Genomic DNA, 26,289 nt, shown 5'->3' with positions numbered 1-26,289 from the left:
CCGTCCTCCGCTCGCCCTCAGCTGCGGTCGTCGTCCGCGTGCTTGCGGATCGCCGAGACGATCTGCTGCTTGCGCATGGACGTCGTGAGGTCGAGTCCCATCTCGGACCCCAGTGCGAGCAGCTCGCTCTTGGTCCTGTCGTCGAGGTCCAACGGGTCGATGTCGGCGTCGGCACCGAGCTGCCGCCCCTCCGACGCCACCGCGTCCCGTCGCCCGTCGGCCGCCTCGACCCGTCGTCGAGCCTCGCGCGCATCCTCCTCGGCCGCCTCGGCCAGGCGTTCGGCTCGCGCACGGGCCTCGTCGGCCGCCTGGCGGGCGGCCGCCGCCGCCTCCTCGGCCAGCTCGCGGGCCCGCTTCATCTGCTGCCGGGCCCGCTCGATCGCCTGCTCGGCCTCCGCGCGAGCCTTCTCGGCCTCGCCGCGGGCCTGCTCCACGTGCCTGCGGACGTCGGCCTCCGCCGCCTCCACCTGCCGGCCCGTGACCTCCTGGGCCCGGTTCCGCTTCGCGGCCACGTAGTCGTCGGCCTCGCGCTGCGCCTCCGCCACGACCCGGGCGACCTCGTCGTCCGCCTCGTCGCGGGTCTCGGCCAGACGGCGTTCGCCCTCCGCCTCCGCGGCCGACGCGGCGTCCGCGCGTTCCTTCGCGTGCCGGGCCTTGTCATGGGCGACCGTCTCGAGCTCATGTGCCCGCTCCATCGCCGAGTCCACCCGGTCCAGCCGGCCGTCCGAACCGCCGGAGAACGGGTTGGCGTCTGCGAGCGTCGCCGCGGCCCGTTGTCCCGCGGCCTGCACGCTGTCGCCGGCGGACCTGGCAGGGTTCTTGACCCCGGTGTCCAGCGCCCACACGATGTTTCGCGGGAGATCGGTCAGACCGCGCCGAGCCTGACGCCCCAACCACACGACCGGGTTCGACCTCGTCATCGGCTCCTCCTCACCTCGTGCGCTGCCGGTCGAGCGGACAGCTGCCACAGCTCCGCCCCGGGTGCTCGAGGCGCCGCAGTCCGAGACCTCGCGCCGACCCGGGGGACCATCCGCCGCGCCTGCCGGTCACGTCGTGCTGTTTCAGCAGACCGCGGCGGGGCGATGCACGCAATCCGAGGCCCGGCGGGTGTCGGACCCGCGCCGTTGCTAGCGTCAGCCCCATGGCTGACGTGCGCGTCGAGGAGGACCTGCTCGGACCGAAGGAGGTCCCGGCTGAGGCGTACTACGGGATCCACACGGTGCGGGCGGTCGAGAACTTCCCCATCTCCGGGACCACCATCAACGACGTGCCGGAGATGATCCGCGGCATGGTGATGGTCAAGAAGGCGGCCGCCCTGGCGAACCGGGAGCTGCGGGCCATCCAGCGCGACATCTCCGACGCGATCGTCGCCGCGTGCGACGAGGTGCTCGTCGAGGGCCGCTGCCTCGACCAGTTCCCGATCGACGTCTTCCAGGGCGGCGCCGGCACCAGCGTCAACATGAACACCAACGAGGTGATCGCGAACCTCGCGCTCGAGATCGCGGGCTTCCCCCGGGGCCGCTACGACGTCATCAACCCGAACGACCACGTCAACAAGTCGCAGTCCACCAACGACGCGTACCCGACGGGCTTCCGCCTCGCCGTGCACGCCCTCGTGGACACGCTCGTCGTGGCGGTGCGCCGGCTCTCGCGCGCGTTCGACGAGAAGGCGTCGGAGTTCGCCGACGTCGTGAAGATGGGTCGCACCCAGCTGCAGGACGCGGTGCCCATGAGCCTCGGCCAGGAGTTCGCGGGCTTCTCGGTGAACGTCGCCGAGGAGGTCAAGCGCCTCAACGTCGCCGCCGACCTGCTGCTCGAGGTCAACCTCGGCGCCACCGCGATCGGCACCGGGCTCAACACCCCGCCCGGCTACCCGAAGGTGGCGGCCCGGCGCCTCGCCGAGGTGAGCGGCCTGGCCACCGTGCCCGCGGAGAACCTCGTCGAGGCCACCTACGACAACGGCGCGTACCTGGCCGTGCACTCGGCGGTGAAACGCCTGGCGGCCAAGCTGTCGAAGATCTGCAACGACCTGCGCCTGCTGTCGTCCGGGCCCCGGGCCGGGCTGAACGAGATCAACCTGCCCGAGCTGCAGGCCGGGTCGTCGATCATGCCGGCGAAGGTCAACCCGGTGATCCCCGAGGTCGTCAACCAGGTGTGCTTCAAGGTGATGGGCAACGACGTCACCATCACGCACGCCGCCGAGGCCGGCCAGCTGCAGCTCAACGTCATGGAGCCGGTGCTCGCGGAGTCGATGTTCGAGTCGATCCGGCTGCTCACGAACGCGTGCGACGCCCTGCGGACCAAGTGCGTGCTCGGCATCACGGCCAACCCCGAGACCACCCGCGCCCACGTCCTCGGCTCGATCGGCATCGTCACCTACCTCAACGAGGTGATCGGCCACCACCACGGCGACAAGGTGGGCAAGGAGGCCGCGCTGACGAGGCGGTCGGTGCGCGACATCGTCGTCGAGCGGGGCCTGCTCACCGCCGACGAGGTCGACGCCATCCTCACGACGGACAACTTCCTGCACCCCCGGTACACCGGCCGTTTCTACCCCCCGGACGAGCGCGGCATCCCCGCCGTCGGTGAGGAGGGCGAGTCCTCGCGGGTCGTGGAGTCCGACAATGCCGGCGGCGCCCCGTCCGACCCCGAGCCCGACCACCAGCCCGAGGCGAGCTGACCCAGGCGAGCCGGCCGGCGCCACCTCCGGCTCAGACTCGTCGGCTGAGTCAGTCTCCGTCAGCCCCGGCCGGGGCCCGATATCGCAGCGCAACCGCCCCCGACCGGAACTCATGGCGGTCCACGAGCTCGAGCTGGATGCGCTCGCGCAGGCCGGAGAGCAACGTCGGCCCGTGTCCGGCAAGGACCGGCTGCACGAGGAACTCGTACTCGTCGATCAGTCCCAGGTCCGCCAACGCCAGCGGGAGCGTCACGCCACCCACCCACAGACCCTCGCCCGACTCCTGCTTGAGCAGCCGAACCGCTTGTCCCACGTCGCCTCGCACCCGCTCGGCATTCCAGTCGACCCCGCTCAGCGTGCTCGACACGACGTGCTTCTTCGCCCGGTCGATGGCCTCGGCGAACGGGACCTGCCACTCGCCCATCCAGTCGGGCCACGTGCCCGTGGCCGGCTTCCGCCACGCCGACTCCATCATCTCGTAGGTCACCCGGCCGAACAGCAGGGCATCGGCTCGCTCCATCTCAGCGGTCCAGTAGCGCATCGACTCCTCGTCCGGTGGAAGCCCTGCCTCGTGGTGGCAGCAGCCGTCGAGGGTGACGTTGATCGAGTATCGAAGTGGTCTCATCGCGTCGCTCTCCCTTGATGCGCACCCGCGTTCACCGGCCCGTACGTCCGACTACTGTCGGCGCCATCTCTCGTCGGCGCCAGCAGTGGGCGTCAGGGCGTCACGACCGACGTCACCACCCGCGCGTCGGCGACGGTCACCTCGTGCACGTCGCCGGTGACGACCAACGTCGCGCGGGCCGTCGCCGTCCCCGGCAGCTCCCGCTTCTCGGACCGGCGGGCGTTGGTGATGACGCCCCCCGTGGCGTGCGGCACGTCCTCGCCCTCGACGTCGGCGACGGCGGCCACGTGCGACCCGGCCCACACCTCGACGTCGCCGGGCTCGACGACGCGCACCATGCGGCGGTCGTGGAAGGCGAACCGCGCGCTGGGCACCGTGAACGTCACGACCACGGACTCCCCCGGCACGAGCGGCACGCGCCGGTAGGCGAGCAGCTGCGCGACCGGCCTCGTGACGGACCCGACGAGGTCGCGCCCGTAGAGCTGCACGACGTCCGCCCCCGGCGCGGTGCCCGTGTTGGTCACGCGGACGGCCGCGCGGAACGACCCGCCGGCGGCCACCTCCGCGTCGACCTCGAGGTCCGTGTACGCGAACGTCGTGTACGACAGCCCGAACCCGAACGGCCGCAGCGGCGTCGAGTCGGTGGACGTGACGTCGGACGGCCCGCCCAGCACCGGGTGCAGGGAGGAGTAGGGCTGCGCCCCCGCCGACCGCGGCAGCGACACGGGCAGCCGGCCCGACGGGTTCACCGCCCCGGCCACTACCTCGGCCAGGGCCGTGGCGCCCTCCTCGCCCGGGAAGAACGCCTGCAGCACGGCACCGGGCCGGCGGTCGGCGCTCGGCCCCGAGCCTGTCGACTGGTCGAGCGCCCAGCCGATCGCGTAGGGCCGGCCGCCCAGCACGACCATCACGACCGGCGTGCCCGTTGCGAGCACGGCCTCGACCAGGTCCCGCTGCACGCCGGGCAGCTCGAGCGACTCGGCGTCGTTCCCCTCGCCCACGGTGCCGCGGCCGAACAGGCCCGCGTGGTCGCCCACGACGACGACGGCAAGGTCCGCCGACGCGGCCGCCGCCACGGCGTCCGCGATGCCCGACGTGTCCTCGCCCTCGACGTCGCACCCGGCGGCGTGCACGAGCTCGGGCTCCGGCAGTCCCGCGGCCCGGAAGGCCCCGCCGAGCGACTCGTAGACGGTGGGGATCTCGAAACCCTTCGGGACGCCGGGGTGGTGGGCCAGCACGTGGTTGGCGAACGAGTAGCAGCCCATGAGCGCGTCGCTGCGGTGCGCGTTCGGCCCGACGACGGCGACGCGCGCCGGCGGCGCCGTCCAGCGCGTCACCGGCAGCAGGCCGTCGTTGGTCAGCAGGATCACGGACTCCTCGGCGAGGCGCCGGGCGACGGCGCGGTGCGCGGGCGAGTCGAGGTCGACGACGTCGGGCGGCTCGCCGGCGAACGCGTCGTCGTCCAGCAGCCCCAGCTCCTCCTTCTGGGCGAGCGCGCGCAGCACGGCCCGGTCCACGTACGCCTCGTCGACGCGGCCGTCGCGGACGGCGGCCGCGAGCGGCTCCAGGTAGGCGTCGCCGCCCGGCAGCTCGACGTCGATCCCGGCCTCGAGCGCCAGCCGGGCAGCCTCCGCCCGGTCGGCGGCGACGCCGTGCATGACCTCGAGGAACGCGATCGCGAAGTAGTCCGCCACGACGACGCCGTCGAAGCCCCACCGCTCGCGCAGCACGCCCGTGAGGTACGTGGGGTCGGACGCCATCGGCACGCCGTCGATCTCCGTGTACGCGTTCATCACCGACCGCACGCCGCCGTCGAGCACCGCCATCTCGAACGGGGGCAGGAAGACGTCGGCGACCTCGCGCGGACCGGCGTGCACGGGCGCGTGGTTGCGCCCCGCGACCGAGCCCGAGTAGCCGACGAAGTGCTTGAGCGTCGCGTGCACCCCGGCGTCCTGCAGCCCCTGCACGTACGCCGTCCCGACCGTCCCGACAAGGTACGGGTCCTCGCCGATGCACTCGTCCACGCGCCCCCAGCGCGGGTCCCGCACGACGTCGAGCACGGGCGCGAGCCCCTGGTGGATGCCGAGCTCGCGCATGGAGCCGCCGATGAGGCGGCCCATCTCGGCCACCAGTTCGGGGTCGAACGACGCACCCCAGGCGAGCGGCGTCGGGAACGTCGCCGCCTTCCACGCGGCGAGGCCGGTCAGGCACTCCTCGTGCACGAGCGCGGGGACGCCCAGGCGGGTCTCGCGCCGCAGCCGGCGCTGCTCGGACCACAGCCACGCGGCGCGCTCGGCCGGGTCGACCGGCCGCGTGCCGTACACCCGGGTGTAGTGCCCGATGCCGTGCCGGGTCACCTCCGCGAGCTGGTCGGCGCCGCCCGAGCCGGCGGTCATCTCGCCCGCCATCGGGGCGACGACCTCGCCGCCCTTGTCGAGCCAGAAGCCGACGAGCTGCGCCAGCTTCTCCTCCAGCGTCATCCGGGCGTGCAGCGCGCGGACGCGGTCGGACACGTCGGGCATCGCGGCGGGCATCACGGGCATCGCGGGGGCCGTCGCGGGCGGCACGGTCTGGGTCACGGAGTCTCCTTGGCTCATCCCTTCACGGCTCCCTGCAGGCCGTTCACGATGCGCTTCTGCATCGCGAGGAAGAACACCAGCGCAGGGATCATCGCCAGCGTCGTGAAGGCGAACACGCCCGCGGTGTCGGACGAGTGCTCCGACGAGAAGTCGGCGACACCGAGCGGCAGCGTCTTCATGTCGCCCTGCAGCAGGAGCAGCGGCAACAGGTAGGCGTTCCAGGACCCGACGAAGGCCAGCACCCCGACGGTCACCATGCCCGGGCCCGACAGCGGCAGCAGGATCCGCCAGAAGAACCCGATCCGGCTGGTGCCGTCGAGCTGCGCCGCCTCCTCGAGCTCCTTGGGCAGGGCCTTGATGAAGGGGCGCAGGATGACCACCGTCATCGGCAGCGCGAACGCCGCCTGCGGCAGCGCCACGCCCCACCACGTGTTGCCGAGCCCGAAGTTCTGCGTGAGGAGGATGAACAGGGGGACGACGGCGACGGTGGCGGGGAAGAGCAGCCCGGCGACGAACACCATGAACAGCGCCTCACGGCCCTTGAACGAGTACCGCGCCAGCGGGTAGGCGGCCATCACCCCGAAGACGACGACGATCGCGGTGGTGATGACGCCGATCACCACCGAGTTGAGGGTGTACTGCCAGAACGACGGGTTGGTGATGACCCCGGTGTAGTTGGTGAGGATCCACGGGTCGGGCAGCGACGCCGGCGCCTCGGCGAGCTGGGCGTTGCTGCGGAAGCCCCCCAGCACGCCGTAGACGACGGGGCCGAGGGTCGCGCAGACCACCACGAAGGCCACCGCGTAGACGACGGGGTTGCCGCCCTGGAACCTCCCCGCGCTGCCCCGGCGGCGCCCGGTCGTCCGGGTCGTGGTCGTGGCTGGCGTCTGGGTCGACGTGGTCATCACGCCACCTCCTTGGCGTCTCGGCGCAGGATGAGTCGCTGGTAGAGCACCGCCATGACGAGCGCGATCAGGAAGAGGATCACGGAGGCGGCGCCGGCGATGCCGAAGTTGGCGCTCCGGGTGCCCTCGTTGACGAGGAAGATCGCCATCGTGCTGGTGGCGTTGGCCGGGCCACCCTTGGTCAGGATCCAGACCATGTCGAAGAGCTGGAGCGACCCGATCATGGACAGGAAGCCCCAGGTCCGGATGGTGGGGCCGAGCAGCGGGATGGTGATCTTGCGCTGCACCTGCCACCAGGAGGCGCCGTCGAGCTGGGCAGCCTCGTAGAGCTCGTCGGGGACGCCCTGCAACCCCGCGAGGAAGAGGATGACGGCCAGGCCGAGGTACTTCCATGTCAGGATCGCCAGGACGGTCCACAGTGCGAGGTCCGGGTCCCCGAGCCAGCCCTGGGCGGGCGGCTCCAGGCCGACGGCCCGCAGGAGCGTGTCGAGCACGCCGTACTGGGGCTGCAGGAGCTGGAACCAGACGACGCCCGCGACGACCTCGGCGAGGACGTACGGCACGAAGATGATCGTGCGGAGGGCGCCCTGGCCCCACATCCTGCGGTTGAGCAGGAGGGCGATCGCCAGCCCCAGCGGCAGCTGGACGGCGATCGAGGCCACGACGATGACGAGGTTGTTGACCAGCGAGCCCACGAACACGTCGTCGGTGAGCACCGACACGTAGTTCGCGAGCCCGACGAAGTCCACCATGGGGCCTCGGCCGTTCCACCGGTAGCCGGACATCTGGACGGCCGTGATGACCGGCCAGACCACGAAGAGGACGATCATCGCGAGGGCCGGGGCCACGAAGAACGTGATCTCGAGACGCTTGCGGAGTGTCGAGTCCGTCGCCCGCCGACCCCCAGCCGAAGACCCGGCTGCCGGGCGACCCTGACGGGTCGCGCCGGCAGCCGGACCGGAGGAGGTGGCAGGCGGTGCGGCGGCCGTCGTGACCGCTGCGTCGTCTGCCATGTCGATCACCCCTGCGCCGCCGCGGCTTCTTCGATGGCGTCGACGACGTCCTGCGGGCCCGCCTCTCCGGCGAACATGAGCGCGATCGCGTCGTTCATCGCGTTGCCGACGGACTGGCCGAGCCGCGTGTCGAGGTAGAGCTGGGTCTCGCCGCCGCCGTCGCGCACCGGGATCAGCTGCGCGAGCGTCTCGTTGGACAGCGAGCCGGTCGCGGCGGGGTTGGTCGGCAGCCCCATGTCCAGCTCGGCGAAGCCCTGCTGGACCTCGTCCGAGAGCAGGTACTCCGCGAAGTCGACGGCGACGTCCGCGGCGTCGTTCGACACCGCCCACGCGTCACCGCCGCCCATCTGGTCGGTCGGCGCGCCGGCCTGGCCGTCGAAGGTCGGGAAGGCGAACCAGCCCATCCAGTCCGGGACCTGCTGGTCCTCGCGCAGGCCGCCCACGACGCCGGGCTCCCAGTGGCCGGCGAGCTCCATGCCGACCTTCTCGGTGGCGAGCAGGCCGGAGGCCGACGTCGGGCCCTCCTGCGCACCGGTGCCCAGGAAGCCCGGGTTGAACGGCTCCTTGGCGAGGATGTCCTGGACGTTCTCGCCCGCCTTGACGAAGCACGGGTCGGAGTAGTCGCCGGAGTCGATGGCCGCCTCGACGGTGTCGAACGCGCACTCGCGCACGACGCCGTAGTACCAGTAGTGCGCCGCCGGCCACTTGTCGCCGGCACCCACGGAGAGCGGGTCGACCCCCGCCGCCTTGAGCTTGTCGACGTACCCGTAGAACTCGTCGATCGTCGGGCTCGGCGACACCTCGTCGATGCCGGCCTGGGCGAAGAGGTCCTTGTTGTACCAGAACCCGACGATGCCCATGGAGAACGGCAGGGCGTACACCTTGTCGTCGACCTCGTACTGGCCGGAGAAGGCGGAGATCTTCTCGATCGTGTCGGACGCGTCGTCGGTGAGGTCGCGCAGCAGGCCGGCGTCGACGTCGTTCTGCAGCTCGCCGCCGCCACGGCTCATGAAGACGTCCGGGATGCCGCTCCCGGCCTGCATGGCGGCCTGCAGCTTGGTCACCATGTCCTCGTGCTGCATGGCCTCGACCTCGACGGTCACGCCCTCGTGCGCCGCCTCGAAGTCGGCCGCGACCTTGTCGTAGTACTCCTTGCCCTCGCCGGTGTTGGAGTTGTGCCACCACGTGATGGTGCTGTCGTCCGCGCTGGCGCCGTCGTCCGACCCCGGGGCGGTGCCCTGGCCGGCGCAGGCGGCGCCCAGGAGGGCGACGGCGGTGCCGAGCGCGACCGCCGTCGCGCCGCGCATGATCCTCGTCCTGGTCATCATCGATCCCTTGTCTTCGTCGACGGGCGCGGCAGCGGTGCTGCCGCGAGGTGGGGAAGGTGCTCGACCACGAGCCTCGCAGCGCGGAGCGCCGTTCGTCAATCGTTTTCGATAACGATTTCGACACCGCACGGCGCGGGCGCCGATGGCGCATACTGTCGACTCGTGAACACCGCCGCCGATCCCCCGATCCCCGGGCGTCCCGCGCCCGCCGTCGGGCGGGTCACCATCACCGACGTCGCGCGCGCCGCGGGCGTCTCCGTCGCGACGGTGTCCAAGGTCGTGAACAACCGGTACGGCGTCGCGCCCGCCACCGCCACTCGCGTGCTCGCGGTCGTGGAGGAGCTCGGCTACGAGTCCTCCCTGGTGGCGCGCAGCCTTCGTAGCGGCCGCACCGGCGTCATCGGCGTGCTCGTCGCCGAGTTCGAGCCCTTCTCCACGGAGCTCCTCAAGGGCATCTCCACCGCCGTCGACGGCACGGGGTACGAGCTGCTCGCCTACGCCGGGCGCACCGACGGCGGCGCCGCAGGAGGGTGGGAGCGGCGATCCCTGTCCCGGCTCGCCGGGACCCTCGTCGACGCGGCGATCGTCGTGACGCCCACCGTCGTCATGTCCGCCGACGTGCCCATCCCCGTCGTCGCCGTCGACCCGCACACCGGGCCGGAGGGCACCCCCACCGTCGACACCGACAACGCCGGGGGCGCGCGGCAGGCCGTCGAGCACCTGATCGGGCTGGGCCACCGCCGCATCGCCCACCTGGGCGGCCGCCCCGACCTGGAGTCCGCCCGGCTGCGCGAGCTGGGCTACCGGCAGGCGCTCGAGGCCGCCGGCATCCCGGTCGACCCCGCCCTCGTGCGGGTGGGCGGGTACCGGCCCGACCTCGCGGACGCGCCCACCCACGAGCTGCTCGACCCCGCCGGCGGCGAGCGGCCCACCGCCGTCTTCGCCGCGAACGACCTCTCCGCGATCCACGTCATGGAGGTGGCCGCCCAGCTGGGCCTGCGCGTCCCGCAGGACCTGTCCGTCGTCGGCTTCGACAACGTGCCCGAGTCGTGGGGCAGCGCCCCGCCCCTGACCACCGTGGCGCAGCCCATGCACCGCATGGGCGCCGAGGCGCTGCGCCTGGTGCTCGGCCTGCTCGACGGCACGACCAGCGAGCGCCACCTGCGGCTGCCGACCCGGCTGGTGGTCCGGTCCAGCACCGCGCCCCCGCCGGGGTAGGCCTCAGCGCGCGCGGCCGTGCCGGTGCTCGGGCGGTCGCGGGCCGCGGCGGGCGAGGTACCGGGAGCGCAGCCGCACGAGGACGAACCACAGCACGAGCAGCCCGATGACGACGAGCACTGCGTCGGACAGGATGCCGCTCCACTGCTCCAGCACGGGCTCGATGGCGGGCCCGAAGGCGTAGCCGAGCCCCACCCAGAGGCCGTTCCACACCCCCGACCCGATCGCCGTGTACAGCGTGAACGACCAGAACGGCATGCGCTCGATCCCGGCGGGGATGGAGATGAAGCTGCGCACCAGGGGCACGCAGCGCCCCAGGAGCACGGCCACCCGGCCCCACCTCGCGAAGAACGCCTCCGCCTTGTCGAAGTCCTCGCCGTCCATGAGCGGGACGGCCGCCACGATCGCGCGCGTGCGGTCCCGGCCCAGCGCGCGCCCGAGACCCCACCACACCCACGCGCCGACCACGGCGCCGACGGTGGCGGCGAGGATCGCGAGCCAGGCGTTCATCTGGCCGGCGTAGGCGAGGAACCCGGCCGCCGGCAGCACGGCCTCCGACGGGATGGGCGGCACGAACGTCTCGATGAGGACGGCGGCCCCCACGCCCACCTCGCCGAGCGTGTCCATGAGGCCGAGCACCCAGCCGATGAAGCCGTCGTAGCCCTGCGCGGGGTCGGTCGTCGTGTCGGACGCCGCGCTCGCGAGCAGCAGCGCGCTCACCCGGACACCGCCGCGTCGCGGGCGGCGTCGCGGGCGGCGTCGAGCGCCGCCCGGGCGGCTGCGACACCCGCCGGGTCGGTGACGTCGTAGCCGCCCTCGCCACCGCCCCCGGGTCCGCCGTCGGCGACGACGGTGCGCCTGGCCGACAGGTGCACGGCGTCCACGCCCGCGGCGACGAGGGCCGCGACGTCGTCGGTCCGTACGCCGCCGCCGGCCATGATCTCGACGCCGAGCGCCGGGCGGCGGGCGGCCAGCGCGCGCAGGACCGCGAGACCGTCGCCGGCCCGCGCCGCGCCGCCCGACGTGAGCACCCGGCGCACGCCGGCGCCCGCGAGGGCGTCGAGCAGCCCGACCGGGTCGGCGACCTGGTCGATCGCGCGGTGGAAGGTCACCTCGGCGCCGCCCGCGGCGTCGACCAGGGCCCGAAGCGCGGCGGCGTCCAGCCCGCCGTCGGCCGCGAGCGCCCCGACGACCACGCCGTCGGCGCCGGCGTCGAGCACGGCGCGCACGTCGCGGACCTGGACGTCGAGCTCGGCGGGCGTGAAGACGAACCCGCCGGGCCGGGGGCGGACCAGCACGTGCACGCCGACCCCGGAGCCGCGCAGGGCCTCGGCGACGGCGGCGACCGTCCCGGTGGAGGGCGTGAGCCCGCCCGTGCCCGCGAGGGCCGCGCACAGCTCGATCCGGTCGGCCCCGCCCTCGGCGGCGGCCAGCGCGCCGGCGACGTCCTGGACGGCGATCTCGAGGGCGACGGGTCGGGCTGATCGGGAGGACTCGGGGACGGACTCGGTCGACGGGTCGGCAGTCACGGCCGGAAGTCTACGGGGCGGGAGTGCGCGAGTCCGGGGCAGGATGTGACGGGTCCGTGTGCCGCCGTCGTGGCAGGATCGGCCGGTGCCGTCCTACCGCGTGAGCCTCGCCGTCGGCCTGCTGCAGCCCGGCGTCGACCCCGCCGACGTGCTCCCCGCCGCGGCCGACGCCGCCCGGGAGCTCACCACCGTCGAGGCCTACGACGTCGGCGTCGTGCGCGGACGGGCCCGCATCACCGTCCGGTTCGATGCGCCGGACGACGCCGCGGCGCACCGCGTCGCCGACGCCGTGCAGGAACGCGTGGACGCCCTGGCCGACACGTTCGGCGGGCAGCTCACCCGCCGCTGGGGCAACCGCTGGCACGCGGCATGACGACGCCGGCCGAGCCTGCCGGGAGGATGTCCCGACGAGCTCGGCCGGCGAGGGTCCGGCTCACTGGCCGAACGACTCCAGCAGCGTGCGCCGCTCGGCGTCGGTGAGGTTGGTGCTCACGAGCGTGGCCTTGACCCCGTGGAGCCGCTCGCCCAGGCGGTCGGGGTCGATCGGTTCGGTCACGACGAACAGCGCCGACGTGCCCGGCACGATCTCCTTCTTCATCGTCTCGACGTCCTTCGCGGTGATGCCGACGTCCGACAGCGACCTCGTGATGCCGGCGATCGCCGCGCCGGCCGCCGCGCCGAGGACCGGCAGGAAGAACAGCGCGCCGAGCAGCAGCCCCCACACCGCGCCCCAGCCGGTGGCCTTGGCCGTGTCGTCGTGCGAGCCGTGGGTGTCCGGCTTCTTCGCGTCCTCCGGCCAGCTCACCACCGCGTGGTCGACGATCTTCACGAGACCGTCGGCCTCGCCGCCCTTGAGGGCCTTGAAGGCGCGGTCCGCCGCGCCGGGGTCGTCGAACTTCCAGACCGTGAAATTCGCCATGTGTCCCTCCCGAGGAGCCCGGGCCCGTTCCCGGCTGCACCGCATCGTGGCACCGGGGTCTGCGCACCGCCACCGCAGCGTCCACCAGACGCCGCCCCCTCGGCGACCGGCCCCGCGGCTGGCTACCGTAGGGACCGCCGTCGTACCGCCCGCCGCGGGACGCCTCCGTCCGCACGAAGGAAGAGCACGCATGAGCACCTCCCCCGTCGACCCCACCACCACCCCCGCCTGGGGCGAGCTCTACACCCACTACCAGGAGTTCCGGGGCGACCTGCGCGAGTGGTTCGCCGCCGACCCCGGCCGGGCCGACCGGATGAGCCACACCGCGGGCGACCTGCACGTGGACCTGTCGAAGAACCTCGCCACGGACGGCACCTTCGAGCTGCTGACCCGGCTGGCGCGCGAGGTCCACCTGCCGGAGCGCATCGAGGCGATGTTCACCGGCGAGCACATCAACGTCACCGAGGACCGCGCCGTGCTGCACACGGCGCTGCGCCGCGAGCCGGGCACGCAGCCGCCGCTGGTCGTGGACGGTCAGGACGTCGACGCCGACGTCGCGGCCGAGCTCGACAAGCTGAGCGCGTTCGCCGACGACGTGCGCTCGGGCGCGTGGACGGGCGTCACGGGCAAGCCGGTGCGCACGGTCGTGAACATCGGCATCGGCGGCTCCGACCTCGGGCCCGTCATGGTCTACGAGGCGCTGAAGCCGTACCTCCAGGACGGGCTCGAGGTCCGGTTCGTCTCGAACATCGACCCCACCGACGTCGCGCAGAAGACGGCGGGCCTGGACCCCGAGACCACGCTGTTCATCGTCGCCTCCAAGACGTTCGGCACGCTCGAGACGCTGACGAACGCCCGGCTCGCGCGCGCCTGGATGTGGGAGCGGCTGCAGGAGCAGGGCGCGATCGAGGACGACGCCGACGCGAAGCAGGCAGCCGTGCGGGCGCACTTCGTCGCCGTCTCGACGGCCCTCGACAAGGTGGCGGCGTTCGGCATCGACCCGGGCAACGCGTTCGGCTTCTGGGACTGGGTCGGAGGCCGCTACTCGGTGGACTCGGCGATCGGCACGTCCCTGGCGATCGCGTTCGGGCCCGACGCGTTCCGCGAGCTGCTGGCCGGCTTCCGCGCGATGGACGAGCACTTCCGCACCGCCCCGCTGGAGCGCAACGTGCCCGCCCTCATGGGGCTGCTCAACGTCTGGTACGTCAACTTCCTCGGCGCGCACACGCATGCCGTCCTGCCGTACGCGCAGCAGCTGCACCGCTTCCCGGCCTACCTCCAGCAGCTGACGATGGAGTCCAACGGCAAGTCGGTGCGCTGGGACGGCTCGCACGTGACGACGCAGACCGGCGAGGTCTTCTGGGGCGAGCCCGGCACCAACGGGCAGCACGCGTTCTACCAGCTGATCCACCAGGGCACGCGGCTCATCCCCGCGGACTTCATCGCCGTCGCCAACCCCGCGTACCCGCTCGCGGACTCGGGCACCCCTTCGACAGGCGAAGGACCGCGCGACGTGCACGAGCTCTTCCTCGCGAACTTCTTCGCCCAGACCAAGGCCCTCGCCTTCGGCAAGACGGCGGACGAGGTGCGCGCGGAGGGCACCACCGAGGACCTCGTGAGCGCGCGGACGTTCTCCGGGAACCGCCCGACGACGTCGATCCTCGCCCCGGCGCTCACGCCGTCGGTGCTCGGCCAGCTCGTCGCGCTGTACGAGCACCTCACGTTCACGCAGGGCGTGGTGTGGGGCATCGACTCCTTCGACCAGTGGGGTGTGGAGCTCGGGAAGAAGCTGGCCCTCGAGGTCGCGCCCGCCGTCTCCGGGGACGAGGCCGCCCTGGACGCGCAGGACGCCTCGACCCAGGCGCTGATCCGGTACTACCGGTCCCACCGCGCCTGAGCCACTCACCGAGATCGAGGTCTCCGTCGCGAGATCGACCCACGGTGGGTCGATCTCGCCGCGGCTACCTCGATCTCGCGGATCACTCCCCGCTGGGGACCTTGTCCTTGACGTCGTCGTACTCCGCGGAGCCCGGCAGCTCGCCGGGCGCGTAGATCAGCCGCACGACGCCGGTCGGGAACGCCTCCGACCGCAGCAGGCGCAGCGGGTAGATCGGCTCGCCCTCGTCGAACAGGCGCTCGCCGTGCCGCGCCGCGACCGGGTGCACGAGCAGCCGCAGCTCGTCGAGCAGACCCGCGGCCAGCAGCTGGCGCACCACCGACAGCGAGCCGGGGACCAGCACCTTCTCGACGCCGTCCTCCGCCTTGAGCGCGGCGACGGCGGCCGGGAGGTCGCCGTCGAGGCGCTCGACGTGCCGCCACCCGAGATCCTGGTCCCCGCGGGTGGCCACGACCTTGCGCATGTCCCCGAGCCGCCGCGCGAACGCCGCGTCCTCCTCGCCGGCCAGCTCCCGCTCGGGCCACGCGCCCACGAAGCTGTCGTACGTCACGCGGCCGATCAGCAGCAGGTCGGTGTCGCGGTAGTCGTCGTCGACGGCGGCAGACATGTGGTCGTCGAAGTACGGGAAGTGCCAGGCCTCGTCGATCTCGGCCACGCCGTCGAGCGAGATGAACAGGGTGGAGACGACGGTCGCCATGCTGGGCTCCTCGGGTCGTTGGAGGGGTGTCGTCGCTGCTGACCCATCGTCGCTGTCCTCGATCACCGTCGCAGGCCGAGCGCCACCGTCGCGCCCACCGCCACGTGCTCGGCGACCAGGAGGCCCATGACCGCGGTTCCCGCGGCCCCGACCGGCCCCGCCAGCGACACCAGCAGCACGACGGCGCACAGCACGAGCCACGCGCGCCCGCCGCCGCCGGGCAGCCGGCGCAGCAGCGCCCGCACGCCCCACCCGACGAGGCCCACGACCAGCGCCGCGACGACCACGTCCACGAGCCCCACCGTTCGCGTGCCCGTCCCGACCCTGACGACCAGCTCGATCCCCGACGTCCGCGAGACCGCCCACACGACGGCCGCCACCACCGCGGCGACCAGCGGGACGGCCCACGCCGGCGTCGGCCGGCGGAAGAACCCGCCCGGGCGCCCCGGGCCGCGACCCGCCGGCCGCCCCGTCGTCCGTGCGTCCGGCGTCGCCGTCGTTGCGGTCCTCCGTGCGTGCGTCGTCCGTGCGTCCGTCGTGCGCGTCATCGTCCCGCTCCTTCCGCCCCGGCACCCTGCCGGCGCACGTCCACCGTCGGGCAGCCGGTGCCCGCACCGCCTCGGCCGGACGGAGCGTCGACCCCCGACCTTTGGTCGGTGTCGCCGCGCGGGCGTCCCGTCTAGCGTCGCGGACATGACCACGCACCTGACGGCCGAGGGCCCCGCGGCCGGGCGCGTCGCGCTCGCCGGCGACCTGTGCCCCCCGCCCGCCGTCGAGGGCCCGCCGCCGATCCCGCGCGGCGTCCTCCTGGCCGCCTGGGTGCTCGTCGCCGCGCTGACGGCGGCCGCGACGGCCGCCGTCGCGGGCTCGGTGCCGACACGCGGCACCACGGGCGTGACGACCCTGGTACCCGCGGGCGTCGACGTCGCCGTGGGTGTCGCGGCCGTCGCGCTCGTCCCGCTGCTCTTCACCCGGCGCGGCGTGCCCGCCGCCGTCGCGCTCGCCGTGCTGGCCGCCGTCTCCGGGGCCGCCACCCCGGCCTCGACCGTCGCCACGCTGCAGGTCGCGCGGTGGTACCCCGTGCGCACGGCGGTCGCTGTCGCCGCCGCCGGGGTCGCCGGGCACGCCGTGCAGGCGCTCTGGCGGCCGGTCGGGCTGCCGCTGGGCTGGTGGCTGCTCTGCGTCGTCGCGGTGCACGCGGCGCTGCTGGGGTGGGGCGCGTACGGCCAGGAGCGGGCCGCGCTGCTGTGGTCGCTGCGCGACCGGGCGCGGCGGGCGGAGGAGGAGCAGGACCGCCGGGTCGCCGAGGCACGCGTCGCGGAACGCACCCGGATCGCCCGCGAGATGCACGACACCCTCGCCCACCGGCTCTCGCTCCTCGCCGCGACCGCGGGCGCCCTCGAGTTCCGCCCCGACGCGCCGCCCGAGCGGCTCGCCGAGGCCGCGGGCCGGGTCCGCGCCGGGACGAGCGAGGCTCTGGAGGACCTGCGGCAGGTGGTCCGGCTGCTGCGTGCGGCACCGGACGACCTCGGCCCGCTGCCCGGGCTCGACGACGTCGCGCGGCTGGTCGAGGAGTCCCGCGCCGCCGGGCAGGTGGTCTCCTACGAGCGCCACGGTTCGGCCGCGCCGCCGCGCCCCGTCACCGTCGCCGCGTTCCGCACCGTCCAGGAGGGGCTGACCAACGCCCGCCGGCACGCCCCCGGCTCGCGGGTGTCCGTCGTCGTGGACACCGGCGACGGCGAGCTTCGGGTGGTCGTCGCCGACGAGGGCGCGCACCCGGCGGCGGCGCCGGCGTCGTCGGACGGCAGCGGGACAGGCCTGGTCGGGCTGCGCGAGCGGGTCGCGCTGCTGGGCGGGAGCCTCGACGCGGGGCCGCGCGGCACGGGGTTCGCGCTGGACGTGCGGCTACCGTGGGCGTGATGGAGCCCTCCGGCGGCGTGCGCCTCGCGATCGTGGACGACGACGCGATGGTCCGCGCCGGCCTGCGCCTCATGCTCGACGGGGCGGACGGGATCCGGGTGGTGGGCGAGGCCGCGGACGGGGCCGAGGTCCCCGGGCTGCTCGACGCCCACCCCGCCGACGTCGTGCTGATGGACCTGCGGATGCCCGGCACGGGCGGCATCGCCGCGACGCGGCGGGTGCGGGCCCGGCCCTCGCCCCCTGCCGTCGTCGTGCTGACCACGTTCGACACCGCCGAGGAGGTGTCCGGGGCCCTGCGCGCGGGCGCGGCCGGCTACCTGCTCAAGGACATGCCCCCCGACCGGATCGCGGCGGCCGTCCGTGCCGCCGCGGAGGGAGAGCCGGTGCTGGCCCCCGACGTCGCGCGGCGGCTCATGGACGCGGTCGCCGGCTCCGGGGGCGCGCGGCAGCGGGCGCGGGAGGCGCTCGCAGCGCTCACCGAGCGCGAGCGGGATGTCGCCCTCGAGCTGGGCCGTGGCGCGTCGAACGCGGACATCGCCGCCCGGCTCTACCTCAGCGTGCCCACCGTCAAGGCCCATGTCTCGAGCGTGCTGCTCAAGCTCGGCGTCGAGAACCGGACCCGGGTCGCGCTGCTCGTGCACGACGCCGGGGCCGACTGAGCCCGGCGTCAGCCCCCGACGCGCGCGTCGTCCCGCGCGGCCTTCTCCTCCGCCGCCGCGTCGGGGTCCCCCCGCCGTCAGGTGCCGTCGTACCCCGTCGATGTCGTGACCGCGGGCTTCCTCGCATCCCCAGCGCCCTCGCCGTCGCCCTCGCCGGGCCGCGGCGCCAGTCCCAGGAACTCGGCGACGCGCTCCGACGCCGGGCTGCGCAGCAGCACGTCCGGCGCGTCGACCTGGAGCAGCCGGCCGGCGTCCATCACGGCCACCCGGTCGGCGACGGTGAACGCCTCGTCGTGGTCGTGCGTGACGAAGACGGCGGTGGTGCCCGTGGCCCGCAGCGTCTCGCGCACGTCGACGGCGAGCCGCTCGCGCAGGCGACGGTCCAGGGCGGACAGCGGCTCGTCCAGCAGCAGCAGCCGGGGGCGCGGGGCGAGCGAGCGCGCGAGGGCCACCCGCTGCTTCTGGCCGCCCGAGAGCGTCGCGACGGACCGTTGCGCGTAGCCGGCCAGCCCCACGGCGTCGAGCAGCTCGGCGACGCGCTCCGCCCGCTCCGCCCTCGGCACCCCTTGGGCCTCGAGCCCGTAGGCCACGTTGCGCCCGACGTCGCGGTGCGGGAAGAGCTGGCCGTCCTGGAAGAGCAGGCCGAACCCGCGGCGGTGCACGGGCACCCCGGCGAGGTCCTCGCCGTCGAAGGCGACGCTGCCGCCGGCGAGCGGCTCCAAGCCCGCGACGGCGCGCAGCAGCGACGACTTGCCGCAGCCGCTCGGCCCCAGCAGGGCGACGATCTCCCCGGCCGTGACGTCGAGCGACACGCGGTCCACCGCGACGGCCCCTTGACGGCGCCGGGACGCGCCGTACCGCACCACGGCGTCACGCACGGCCAGCCCGGCGCGCGGTATCTCGACGTGCTCCATCAGATCTCCCCACCGGCCGCGTCACCGCGCAGCCTCTCCGCAAGCATCATGACCGTCGCCGTCAGCACCGCCAGCACCACCGACGCCGCGAGCGCCATCCCGTAGTTCTCCGCTCCAGGCCGCCCGATGAGCCGGTAGATCACGACGGGCAGCGTCGCGGCGTCGGGTCGCGCCAGGAACGACGTCGCCCCGAACTCCCCGAGCGAGACCGCGAACGCGAACCCGATCGCGAGGCCGAGCGAGCGCGTCGCCATCGACCCGTCGACGTCGCGCAATACCCGGCCGGGAGCCGCGCCCAGCACGGCGGCGGCCTCGCGCAGTCGCGGGTCGATCGCCCGCAGCACCGGCAGCAGGGTCCGCACCACCAGCGGGATCGCGACCACCGCCTGCGCGATCGGCACGAGCAGCCCCGAGGTGCGCAGGTCGACGTCGAACCCCAGCGGCCTGTCGAGCGTGATGAGGAACCCGAACCCGACCGTCACGGCCGAGACCCCCAGCGGCAGCATGAACGCCGCGTCGAGCACGCCGACCGCCCGCCGCGCCCCGGGCGACCGCGGGCGCCGCGACACGACCAGCGCCACGAGCCCGCCGACCACGACGGCGACCGTCGCGGCCAGCGCGGCGGTGCGCAGCGAGTTCCCCAGCGCCTCCCAGACCGTGACGGACAGCGTGTTGCGCCCGCCCGTCGTACCGAGCGCCACGTAGTTGTCGAGCCCCCACGCCCCGTCGGGGCCGCGGAACGACCGCGCCACGAGCCCCGCCATCGGCAGCACGAGCAGCCCGAGCACGACGACGGCGGTCGCGGCCGCGGGCAGGAGGTCGGCGGCGGCCCGCAGCCGCAGCGGGTGCGACGCCGTCCGGTCGCTCGTGAGGTGCAGCGCCCGCTCGCGGCGCGTCCGCGCCCGGGCGCCCACGGCCAGCGCGGCCCCCACGACCACGAGCTGCAGCACGGACAGCACGGCCGCCGAGCGCAGGTCGAGGAACTGCGTGGTCCGCACCCAGATCTCGGTCTCGATCGTGCCGTACCCGACGCCGCCGAGGACCAGCACGACCCCGAACGCCGTCGCGCAGAACAGGAACACCACGGCGGCCGACGACGCGATCGCCGGCCCCAGCGCCGGCAGCGTCACCGTGCGGAACGCCCGCCAGGGGGTGGCGCCCAGCGCCCGGGCGGCCTGCTCGGCCCGCGGGTCGAGCCGCTCCCACAGCCCGCCCACCGTGCGCACCACGACGGCGTAGTTGAAGAAGACCAGCGCCACGACGATCGCCGCGAACGACTCCTCGAGGCCCATCCACCCGAGCAGCCCGCCGGGGGCGAACAACGCCCGGAACGCGACCCCCACGACGACGGTCGGCAGCACGAACGGCACCGTGACGAGGCCGCGCACCAGCGTGCGCCCCGGGAACCGGCAGCGGTACAGCACGTACGCGCCGGGCAGCCCGAGCAGCACGGACAGCGCCGTGCCCACCGTAGCCTGCGCCAGCGTCTGCCCGACGAGCCGCCACGTGCGCGGCCGGGACAGCACCTCGGCGAAGCCGGACAGGTCGAGCACGCGCCCGCCCGCGCCGTCGTCGGCGAAGAACCCCTGCACGACCAGCGCCACGACCGGCCAGGCGAAGAAGATGCCGAGGAACGCCAGCGGCACGGCGACCGCGACGCCCCACCCGAGCCGGCCCCGCCACAGGTCCAGGCGCGCCCCCGCGACGCGGGCGCTCACCCGGTGCGCCCTGTCGGGTGAGACCGCACCTCCGCTGCGGGCGGGTGCCTCGTCCCTCGGCCCCCACCCTGCGCTGCGCCTCCGCCTCACCCTGTGCGCTCTGTCGGGTGAGACTGCGCCTCCGCTGCGGGCGGGTGCCTCGTCCCTCGGCCCCCACCCTGCGCTGCGCCTCCGCCTCACCCGATGACCGTGGCCGTCCACTGCTCGATCCACTCGTCGCGGTGGGTGTCGACGTCGGCCGGCGGCACCTGGAACGGGTCGTCGGCCAGCGGCGCGAACTCCTGCCATGCGGCCGGCAGCTCGACGTCCGGGTCGGCCGGGTACATGTACATCTGCCCGGGCACGTCCGCCTGGAAGGCCTCGGAGACCAGGAAGTCGACCAGCTGCTGCGCGCCGTCGGGGTTCTCGGCCCCGGCCAGGACGCCCGCGTACTCGACCTGCCGGAAGCAGGTGTCCAGCATGGCGCTCGTCGTCGAGGAGCCCCCGTCCTCGCTCACCGTGAACGCCGGCGACGTCGCGTACGACAGCGCGATCGGCCGCTGTCCGCCCTCGCCCGCGCCCGAGAAGTCGACGTAGTACGCGTCCTCCCAGCTCTCGGACACCTTGAGTCCGTTGTCGCGCAGGTCGGCCCAGTAGTCCTCCCAGCCGTCCGTGCCGAACGCCCCGACGGTCGCGAGCAGGAAGGCCAGCCCGGGCGACGACGTGGCGGGGTTCGTGACGACCGTGAGATCCGCGTACTCGGGCTTCGTGAGGTCCTCGAGCGTCGTGGGCGGCGCCACGTCGTGCTCGGCGAACCAGCCGTCGTCGAGGTTCAGGCACACGTCGCCGACGTCGACGGGCGTCAGCGTGCCCGCGAGCTCGTCCGGGGCGTACGCGGCGACCTGCGGGTCCAGGTCCGCCGGCTGGTACGGCTCGAGGACGCCGGCGTCGACCGCCCGCGTCGCGTACGTGTTGTCGACGCCGAACACGACGTCGCCGAGCGGCGCGTCCTTCGTCAGCACGAGCTGGTTGACGAGCGTGCCCGCGTCCCCGGGGGCCACCTGCTCGACCGTCAGCCCGCTGCTCGCCTCGAACTCGGCCAGCACCTCGTCCGAGACCGCGAACGAGTCGTGCGTGACGAGGGTGACGACGCCGGGCGTCCCACCCCCGTCCGCCGCGTCGCCGGACGGATCGCCGTCCCCGCCGCCGCAGGCCGCCAGCAGCGGCAGCAGTGCCGCGACCGCGGCTCCCGCGCCCAGGCGCGTCGAGACGTTCGTCATGGTTCCTCCTCAGCCGTCGAGAAGGGGGTCCTGCGTGGCGTCCCGCACCCTCTCGAGGGCGCGCGGGACGCCACGCAGGGATCGAGATGCCCGACTTCCTCCACCGGTGCTAACCGGATCAGGTTCGAGGGTCTGCGGTGGCCCGCACTCTCAGCGCCCGGGAGGCGCTCCCCTGTCGTTTCCCGTCGAGCCTACCCGCCCTCGCCGCGCTACGGTGGTGGCCTTCGGCACACCCGGCTGCCCGTCGCTGACGTGCGTCGACGTGTTCCGGATCGCAGACATCCGAGTCGAACCAGGGAGGCCCCGTGGCAGACGACGAGCAGCCGCTCGCGGTCAAGGTGGGCACCGTCGTGCTGACGGTCGCCGCAGGATGGATCGCGCAGAAGCTCGTGGGCGTCATCTGGGAGAAGGCGACGGGCAGCTCCGCCCCCACCGACCTGGACGACGACGAGCTGTCGGTCGCGCGAGCGGTGACGTTCGCCGCCGTCTCGGGCGGGGTCGCCGTGCTCGCCAAGCGCCTGGCGCGCCAGGGCGCCGTGCGGGCGGGTGCCCGCTACCTGTCCCCGAAGGGCTGAGAGCCGGCCGGCGGGTCAGCGGCCGGCGCGGGGACGACGGCGCGCGAGCTGCGCGTCGTGCCCGTGCGGCCGGTCCACCGGGTGCACGGTCGCGAGCGCGCGGCTGAGCCGCGCCGCGGCGTCCTCGCCCGGCAGCGCGGCCTCGACCACCGACCGGGCGCCGGCCGGCCGGTCCGGGTCGGGGTGCTCGGGTGATCCCTGCGCGAGCGCCTGCATCATCTGGACGCCCGCCGTCTGGGCGGAGACGCCCACCTGCGCCCCGGCGTCGCCGAGCACCTCCGTCGCGACGGACTCGTCGACCCCGCACACCGCCATGATCGCGCCCTTGGCGCGCTCGGCCGCAGCCGCCGCCACGAACGCCCGGGAGACGGCGCGCTGCGCCTCGCGCTCCAGCGCCTCGCGCGCCACCGGGCTGGCGTCGATGACGTACCCCACGACCTGCGTCGTGCGACCGTCGTCGCCCGGCCGACCCTGCCCGGTGACGACGACGGTGCGCGTGCGACCGTGGTCGTCGACGATGCGGTGGGCGCCGGCGAACGGGCGTCCGCCGCCCAGCGCGACCGTCGCCGTCCGGGAGAGCCGCTCGCGGTCGTCGGGATGCATGTGCGCCCGCAGGACCTCGGGCCCCGGCTCGATCGCGCCGGGCTCCCGTCCGAAGATCAGGTAGACCTCGTCGGACCACCACCACGCGCCGGTCGCGGCCTCCACGCGGTAGCGGCCCACCAGCAGCTGGGTCCCGGCACCGAGGAGCTCGGCGAGCGCGACGAGCTCCCGTCGCGCCGGGCCACCGGCCGCGGACGACGTCGACGCTGACATGGCATCCCTCCCAGCACGCTCGCACCCGGGCTCACCGTGGTGCTGACCACGCTACCGGGACAGCACGACACCGCCACCGCGACGGTGTCGTCAGGTCGCGGTGGCGGTGCCGGGGATCGTGCCGGGGCCGACAGGCGGTCCCGGTGCGGAGCCCGCGCAGCTCAGGCGGGGGCCTCCTCCTTCGCGGCGCGGGCCACCCGGCGGGCCTCGGTCGCCGCCTCCGCCACCGCCTTGCGGTGCTCGCGGACGGAGTGCACCACGGCGGCCGCCCAGGCGAGCGCGATCAACGCGTAGATCGTGTTGATCACGCCCGGCGAGAGGGAGACGAAGTCGCTGGTGACGAGCGTGCGCGTGTTGGTGAAGATGATGATGCCGCCGACGAGCGAGCCGAGCACCCGGGGCGGGAAGATCCGCACGAGGTACGCGGCGATCGGCGCCGCGATGAGCCCGCCGATGAGCAGGGCCACGACCCAGGCGAAGTCGATCCCGGCGGTGCCGAGCCCGACCAGGAAGCCGAGGCTCGCCGCGACCGCGACGAAGAACTCGCTGGTGTCGATCGAACCGATCACCTTGCGCGGCTCCATGCGCCCGCTCGCCAGGATGGCCGGCGTGCCCACCGGCCCCCAGCCGCCGCCACCGGTGGCGTCCATGAAGCCGGCGACCAGGCCGAGCGGGGTGAGGAAACGCTTGCGGAGCGGCTGACCGAGCTTGTCGGTGCGCAGGCCACGGAAGGTGAAGCGCAGCAGCACGTACACGCCGAGCCCCAGCAGCAGCAGCGACATGAGCGGCTTCGCGATCTCCGTCGAGAGCCAGGAGAGGAACGTCGCACCCGCGAACGCCCCGATGGCGCCGGGCACGCCGATCTTCAGGACGACCTTCCAGTCCACGTTGCCGAAGCGCCAGTGCGACGCGCCCGAGGCGAGCGTCGTGCCGATCTCGGCGAGGTGGACGGTGGCGCTGGCCGCGGCGGGGTTGGTCCCGATCGCCAGGAGCAGGGTCGTGGACGTGACGCCGTAGGCCATGCCGAGGCTGCCGTCGACGAGCTGGGCTCCGAGGCCCACGAGAGCGAGGAGCACGAGTGTCCGCACGGGCGGGATCCCTCCGTCGGCGCGGCAGCCCTTCTGCCGCGGTCGATGTCAAAGTTATCCCATCGGACCGATCGGATTCAAGGGTTAAGAACGCCGGTCCCGCGACGCGAGACGGCGCGAGCGCCGTCAGGTCCGCGGGACAGCGGTCAGGGGTTCTCCCAGGCGGCCTCGTCGGAGGTCAGGACGCGGACGACGTCGGGCAGGCTCCCCGCCGCCAGGTCCGCGAGCGTGACCTGCTCGAGCACGGCGCGCACGTTGACGCGGAGCGCCACCCACACGTGCAGCAGAGACGCCGCGGCACCCGTGTACTCCAGGTCCGAGGGGCGCGCGTCCCGAACGAAGACGAGCGGGCCGTCGACGGCGCGCACCACGTCGGCCACCGTCACCTTGTCCGCCGGGCGGGCGAGCACGTAGCCGCCGCCGGCCCCCCGCCTGCTCGCGACGATGCCCTCGCGGCGCAGGTCGCTGAGGATCGCCTCGAGGAACCGGTGCGGCACCTGCTGCGCGCGGGCGAGCGCCTCGGCGGGCACCGGCTGACCACCCGACGCCGCGGCGAGCTCCGCGGAGGCCCGCACCGCGTAGTCGGCCTTGGCGGAGATCCTCATCGGCCGGAAGCCTCGTTCGCGTGGGCGGGCGCGGCACCGTCCGCGGGAGCGAGGATCGGCCCCGCCGCGCGGGCCGACCCCGCGAAGGATCCGGTCAGCGGCAGCTCGGGCAGGATCACGGCCTGGGCGGCGTGGTACACGTCGGGCTTGCCCACCCAGGTGCGCCCGGACGGCCGGTTGTCGGTGTCGAGCTCGTGGAACCACGACCCGCGACGGTGATCCACGAGGTTGGCGTCGATCCACGTCCACCAGCCGCCCGCGAGGTCGGCGTACCGGGCGTCGCCCGTGACCGTGCCCAGCGCGTCCGCGGCGGCCACAGCCTCCGCGGCCACCCAGTGGAAGCGCCGCGGCTCCACGGGCCGGCCCTCCCAGTCCGTCGTGTAGACGAAGCCGCCACCCTCGGGGTCCCAGCCGTCCTCGACCGCCCGGTCGAACAGGGCCCGCGCCACCTCGGTGCGGCGACCGGACGTCCCGGCGGCGACGTCCACCTGCAGGAGCAGGCGGGCCCACTCGAGCCCGTGCCCCGGCGTCGCACCGTAGGGCTTGAACGGGTCGTGGGGGCGGTCCGCGTTGTACTCGAGCAGCACGTTCCAGCCCGCGTCGAAGTGCTCGGGGATGCGCCAGCCGTTGTCCGCGGCCCAGCCGGCAACCCGGTCGGCGATCGACTCGGCGCGCACGAGCCACTCGCCGTCCCCGGTCGCGTCGTGCGCGGCGAGCAGGGCCTCGACCGCGTGCATGTTGGCGTTCACCCCACGGTAGGGGTCGATGTCGCGCCAGTCCCTCGACCGGGTGTCGAGGTGCAGCCGGTGCTCCGCCTCCCAGAACCGCTCGTCGAGCGTGCGCAGCGCGTCGTCGAGCAGCGCGGGCGCACCGGCGACGCCCGCGACCGTCCCGGTCGAGCCGGCCAGCACCACGAACGCGTGCGAGTACGCCGCCTTGGTCCCGTCGAGGTCGCCCTGCCCGGGGCCGCGGGACGTGAGCCATCCGCCGTGGTCGGGGTCGGCGAGAACGGTACGCAGCCCCTCGATCGCCCGGGCCGCGGGCTCAGGAGCCTCTGGCAGTCCCAGCAGGACGCCGAGCCCGAGGACGTGCGCCATGCGGCAGCCGATCCAGGTCTCCACCGCGTGCGAGCGATCAGGGCGTCCGTCGTCGTCGAGCCACCACGCGGCGCCGTCGTCGCGGACCGAGGTGCCCGCCAGATGGACCAGCTCCGTGAAGTGGCTACGGCGCCACGCAGAGGTGGGGCCGGCAGATGAGGGGGTTGCAGTCACCCCGGCAGCCTACCGAGCGCTGGGGCGGCCCCACCACGGGGAGGCGGGGGTGCCGGTGGGTGGCGCCGGGTGCC

General features: G+C 74.2%; 25 protein-coding genes and 1 riboswitch. Of the genes, 7 read left to right on the top strand and 18 right to left on the bottom strand.

Going from position 1 to position 26,289, the window contains the following annotated elements; translation table 11 throughout:
* Positions 1-17: 17 nt before the first annotated feature.
* Entirely contained in the window at positions 18-920 is a 903-nt protein-coding gene (locus tag ABD254_RS12745) for a Rho termination factor N-terminal domain-containing protein (RefSeq protein WP_344248804.1), read from the bottom strand.
* 221 nt (positions 921-1,141) lie between these two features.
* Between ABD254_RS12745 and aspA the strand changes: the two genes are divergently transcribed.
* A complete protein-coding gene (gene aspA, locus ABD254_RS12740) occupies positions 1,142-2,680 on the top strand; it encodes an aspartate ammonia-lyase (RefSeq protein ID WP_425553777.1) in 1,539 nt (512 codons plus the stop codon).
* 49 nt (positions 2,681-2,729) lie between these two features.
* Here the strand turns inward: aspA and ABD254_RS12735 are convergent, their stop codons facing one another.
* The 5 genes from ABD254_RS12735 to ABD254_RS12715 all read right to left on the bottom strand — a co-directional run bounded on the left by ABD254_RS12735 (position 2,730) and on the right by ABD254_RS12715 (position 9,127).
* Complete coding sequence (locus ABD254_RS12735) at positions 2,730-3,305, bottom strand: dihydrofolate reductase family protein (protein WP_344248803.1); 576 nt, start codon at positions 3,303-3,305, stop codon at positions 2,730-2,732.
* 92 nt (positions 3,306-3,397) lie between these two features.
* Positions 3,398-5,902, bottom strand: a complete 2,505-nt coding sequence (locus ABD254_RS12730; protein ID WP_425553776.1) for a beta-xylosidase/alpha-l-arabinosidase — start codon at positions 5,900-5,902, stop codon at positions 3,398-3,400.
* The gene (locus ABD254_RS12725; protein WP_344248802.1) at positions 5,899-6,789 is read right to left on the bottom strand and encodes a carbohydrate ABC transporter permease; all 891 of its coding nucleotides are present in this window, start codon (positions 6,787-6,789) and stop codon (positions 5,899-5,901) included. The genes ABD254_RS12730 and ABD254_RS12725 overlap by 4 nt, the downstream gene beginning before the upstream one ends.
* Positions 6,789-7,802, bottom strand: coding sequence for a carbohydrate ABC transporter permease (locus ABD254_RS12720; RefSeq protein WP_344248801.1), 1,014 nt, complete (start codon positions 7,800-7,802; stop codon positions 6,789-6,791). Before ABD254_RS12720 ends, ABD254_RS12725 begins: the two co-directional genes overlap by 1 nt.
* 5 nt (positions 7,803-7,807) lie before the next feature.
* A complete protein-coding gene (locus ABD254_RS12715; RefSeq protein WP_344248800.1) occupies positions 7,808-9,127 on the bottom strand; it encodes an extracellular solute-binding protein in 1,320 nt (439 codons plus the stop codon).
* A 165-nt stretch (positions 9,128-9,292) separates the two neighbouring features.
* Between ABD254_RS12715 and ABD254_RS12710 the strand changes: the two genes are divergently transcribed.
* The gene (locus ABD254_RS12710; protein WP_344248799.1) at positions 9,293-10,348 is read left to right on the top strand and encodes a LacI family DNA-binding transcriptional regulator; all 1,056 of its coding nucleotides are present in this window, start codon (positions 9,293-9,295) and stop codon (positions 10,346-10,348) included.
* A 3-nt stretch (positions 10,349-10,351) separates the two neighbouring features.
* On the opposite strand, the gene ABD254_RS12705 is transcribed toward ABD254_RS12710, so the two are convergent.
* Positions 10,352-11,068: a DedA family protein gene (locus ABD254_RS12705; protein WP_425553775.1), complete on the bottom strand. Its 717-nt coding sequence runs from the start codon at positions 11,066-11,068 to the stop codon at positions 10,352-10,354.
* Positions 11,065-11,877, bottom strand: coding sequence for a copper homeostasis protein CutC (locus ABD254_RS12700; protein WP_344248798.1), 813 nt, complete (start codon positions 11,875-11,877; stop codon positions 11,065-11,067). Before ABD254_RS12700 ends, ABD254_RS12705 begins: the two co-directional genes overlap by 4 nt.
* 85 nt (positions 11,878-11,962) lie before the next feature.
* Between ABD254_RS12700 and ABD254_RS12695 the strand changes: the two genes are divergently transcribed.
* Positions 11,963-12,250, top strand: a complete 288-nt coding sequence (locus ABD254_RS12695; RefSeq protein ID WP_344248797.1) for a hypothetical protein — start codon at positions 11,963-11,965, stop codon at positions 12,248-12,250.
* A 60-nt stretch (positions 12,251-12,310) separates the two neighbouring features.
* Here ABD254_RS12695 and ABD254_RS12690 read toward each other — a convergent pair whose 3' ends face one another.
* A complete protein-coding gene (locus ABD254_RS12690) occupies positions 12,311-12,796 on the bottom strand; it encodes a DUF1269 domain-containing protein (RefSeq protein ID WP_344248796.1) in 486 nt (161 codons plus the stop codon).
* 190 nt (positions 12,797-12,986) lie between these two features.
* Between ABD254_RS12690 and pgi the strand changes: the two genes are divergently transcribed.
* Positions 12,987-14,693: a glucose-6-phosphate isomerase gene (pgi, locus tag ABD254_RS12685; protein ID WP_344248795.1), complete on the top strand. Its 1,707-nt coding sequence runs from the start codon at positions 12,987-12,989 to the stop codon at positions 14,691-14,693.
* An 82-nt stretch (positions 14,694-14,775) separates the two neighbouring features.
* On the opposite strand, the gene ABD254_RS12680 is transcribed toward pgi, so the two are convergent.
* The gene (locus ABD254_RS12680) at positions 14,776-15,390 is read right to left on the bottom strand and encodes a dihydrofolate reductase family protein (RefSeq protein ID WP_344248794.1); all 615 of its coding nucleotides are present in this window, start codon (positions 15,388-15,390) and stop codon (positions 14,776-14,778) included.
* Between the two features lie 62 nt (positions 15,391-15,452).
* The gene (locus ABD254_RS12675) at positions 15,453-15,938 is read right to left on the bottom strand and encodes a DUF6069 family protein (protein ID WP_344248793.1); all 486 of its coding nucleotides are present in this window, start codon (positions 15,936-15,938) and stop codon (positions 15,453-15,455) included.
* Between the two features lie 145 nt (positions 15,939-16,083).
* Here ABD254_RS12675 and ABD254_RS12670 point away from each other — a divergent pair, with 145 nt between their 5' ends.
* Together ABD254_RS12670 and ABD254_RS12665 are read left to right on the top strand one after the other, a co-directional pair.
* On the top strand, positions 16,084-17,310 hold the full coding sequence (locus ABD254_RS12670) for a sensor histidine kinase (protein ID WP_344248792.1): 1,227 nt from the start codon (positions 16,084-16,086) through the stop codon (positions 17,308-17,310).
* Positions 17,310-17,969, top strand: a complete 660-nt coding sequence (locus ABD254_RS12665) for a response regulator transcription factor (protein WP_344248791.1) — start codon at positions 17,310-17,312, stop codon at positions 17,967-17,969. Before ABD254_RS12670 ends, ABD254_RS12665 begins: the two co-directional genes overlap by 1 nt.
* A 77-nt stretch (positions 17,970-18,046) precedes the next feature.
* Here ABD254_RS12665 and ABD254_RS12660 read toward each other — a convergent pair whose 3' ends face one another.
* The 3 genes from ABD254_RS12660 to ABD254_RS12650 all read right to left on the bottom strand — a co-directional run bounded on the left by ABD254_RS12660 (position 18,047) and on the right by ABD254_RS12650 (position 21,860).
* Complete coding sequence (locus ABD254_RS12660) at positions 18,047-18,883, bottom strand: ABC transporter ATP-binding protein (protein WP_425553773.1); 837 nt, start codon at positions 18,881-18,883, stop codon at positions 18,047-18,049.
* A complete protein-coding gene (locus ABD254_RS12655; protein WP_344248790.1) occupies positions 18,883-20,601 on the bottom strand; it encodes an ABC transporter permease in 1,719 nt (572 codons plus the stop codon). Before ABD254_RS12655 ends, ABD254_RS12660 begins: the two co-directional genes overlap by 1 nt.
* 176 nt (positions 20,602-20,777) lie before the next feature.
* Positions 20,778-21,860, bottom strand: coding sequence for a thiamine ABC transporter substrate-binding protein (locus ABD254_RS12650; protein ID WP_344248789.1), 1,083 nt, complete (start codon positions 21,858-21,860; stop codon positions 20,778-20,780).
* Between the two features lie 78 nt (positions 21,861-21,938).
* Positions 21,939-22,044, bottom strand: a riboswitch (TPP riboswitch).
* Positions 22,045-22,165: 121 nt separating this feature from the next.
* Here ABD254_RS12650 and ABD254_RS12645 point away from each other — a divergent pair.
* A complete protein-coding gene (locus tag ABD254_RS12645; RefSeq protein ID WP_344248788.1) occupies positions 22,166-22,435 on the top strand; it encodes a DUF4235 domain-containing protein in 270 nt (89 codons plus the stop codon).
* A 15-nt stretch (positions 22,436-22,450) separates the two neighbouring features.
* Here the strand turns inward: ABD254_RS12645 and ABD254_RS12640 are convergent, their stop codons facing one another.
* The 4 genes from ABD254_RS12640 to ABD254_RS12625 all read right to left on the bottom strand — a co-directional run bounded on the left by ABD254_RS12640 (position 22,451) and on the right by ABD254_RS12625 (position 26,215).
* Entirely contained in the window at positions 22,451-23,251 is an 801-nt protein-coding gene (locus ABD254_RS12640) for a PAS domain-containing protein (RefSeq protein WP_344248787.1), read from the bottom strand.
* Between the two features lie 161 nt (positions 23,252-23,412).
* On the bottom strand, positions 23,413-24,339 hold the full coding sequence (locus ABD254_RS12635) for a sulfite exporter TauE/SafE family protein (RefSeq protein WP_344248786.1): 927 nt from the start codon (positions 24,337-24,339) through the stop codon (positions 23,413-23,415).
* A 146-nt stretch (positions 24,340-24,485) separates the two neighbouring features.
* Complete coding sequence (locus tag ABD254_RS12630) at positions 24,486-24,944, bottom strand: RrF2 family transcriptional regulator (protein WP_344248785.1); 459 nt, start codon at positions 24,942-24,944, stop codon at positions 24,486-24,488.
* Positions 24,941-26,215, bottom strand: a complete 1,275-nt coding sequence (locus ABD254_RS12625) for an AGE family epimerase/isomerase (RefSeq protein WP_344248784.1) — start codon at positions 26,213-26,215, stop codon at positions 24,941-24,943. The genes ABD254_RS12630 and ABD254_RS12625 overlap by 4 nt, the downstream gene beginning before the upstream one ends.
* Positions 26,216-26,289 lie beyond the last annotated feature (74 nt).

Origin of the sequence: Isoptericola hypogeus (genome assembly GCF_039531145.1) — a bacterium.
GTDB classification, from domain to species: domain Bacteria; phylum Actinomycetota; class Actinomycetes; order Actinomycetales; family Cellulomonadaceae; genus Isoptericola; species Isoptericola hypogeus.
Note: the sequence above shows the minus strand (reverse complement) of the source record. Positions and strands in the feature narration are given on the sequence as shown.

What these genes read in the sequence shown, in the direction of transcription:
- ABD254_RS12730 (WP_425553776.1), bottom strand. Translation starts at nt 5,902, where the DNA reads ATGAGCCAAGGAGACTCCGTGACCCAGACCGTGCCGCCCGCGACGGCC.
- ABD254_RS12735 (WP_344248803.1), bottom strand. Translation starts at nt 3,305, where the DNA reads ATGAGACCACTTCGATACTCGATCAACGTCACCCTCGACGGCTGCTGC.
- pgi (WP_344248795.1), top strand. Translation starts at nt 12,987, where the DNA reads ATGAGCACCTCCCCCGTCGACCCCACCACCACCCCCGCCTGGGGCGAG.
- ABD254_RS12630 (WP_344248785.1), bottom strand. Translation starts at nt 24,944, where the DNA reads ATGAGGATCTCCGCCAAGGCCGACTACGCGGTGCGGGCCTCCGCGGAG.
- ABD254_RS12745 (WP_344248804.1), bottom strand. Translation starts at nt 920, where the DNA reads ATGACGAGGTCGAACCCGGTCGTGTGGTTGGGGCGTCAGGCTCGGCGC.
- ABD254_RS12675 (WP_344248793.1), bottom strand. Translation starts at nt 15,938, where the DNA reads ATGACGCGCACGACGGACGCACGGACGACGCACGCACGGAGGACCGCA.
- ABD254_RS12680 (WP_344248794.1), bottom strand. Translation starts at nt 15,390, where the DNA reads ATGGCGACCGTCGTCTCCACCCTGTTCATCTCGCTCGACGGCGTGGCC.
- ABD254_RS12665 (WP_344248791.1), top strand. Translation starts at nt 17,310, where the DNA reads ATGGAGCCCTCCGGCGGCGTGCGCCTCGCGATCGTGGACGACGACGCG.
- ABD254_RS12690 (WP_344248796.1), bottom strand. Translation starts at nt 12,796, where the DNA reads ATGGCGAATTTCACGGTCTGGAAGTTCGACGACCCCGGCGCGGCGGAC.
- ABD254_RS12650 (WP_344248789.1), bottom strand. Translation starts at nt 21,860, where the DNA reads ATGACGAACGTCTCGACGCGCCTGGGCGCGGGAGCCGCGGTCGCGGCA.
- ABD254_RS12725 (WP_344248802.1), bottom strand. Translation starts at nt 6,789, where the DNA reads ATGACCACGTCGACCCAGACGCCAGCCACGACCACGACCCGGACGACC.
- ABD254_RS12720 (WP_344248801.1), bottom strand. Translation starts at nt 7,802, where the DNA reads ATGGCAGACGACGCAGCGGTCACGACGGCCGCCGCACCGCCTGCCACC.
- aspA (WP_425553777.1), top strand. Translation starts at nt 1,142, where the DNA reads ATGGCTGACGTGCGCGTCGAGGAGGACCTGCTCGGACCGAAGGAGGTC.
- ABD254_RS12715 (WP_344248800.1), bottom strand. Translation starts at nt 9,127, where the DNA reads ATGACCAGGACGAGGATCATGCGCGGCGCGACGGCGGTCGCGCTCGGC.
- ABD254_RS12670 (WP_344248792.1), top strand. Translation starts at nt 16,084, where the DNA reads ATGACCACGCACCTGACGGCCGAGGGCCCCGCGGCCGGGCGCGTCGCG.
- ABD254_RS12640 (WP_344248787.1), bottom strand. Translation starts at nt 23,251, where the DNA reads ATGTCAGCGTCGACGTCGTCCGCGGCCGGTGGCCCGGCGCGACGGGAG.
- ABD254_RS12660 (WP_425553773.1), bottom strand. Translation starts at nt 18,883, where the DNA reads ATGGAGCACGTCGAGATACCGCGCGCCGGGCTGGCCGTGCGTGACGCC.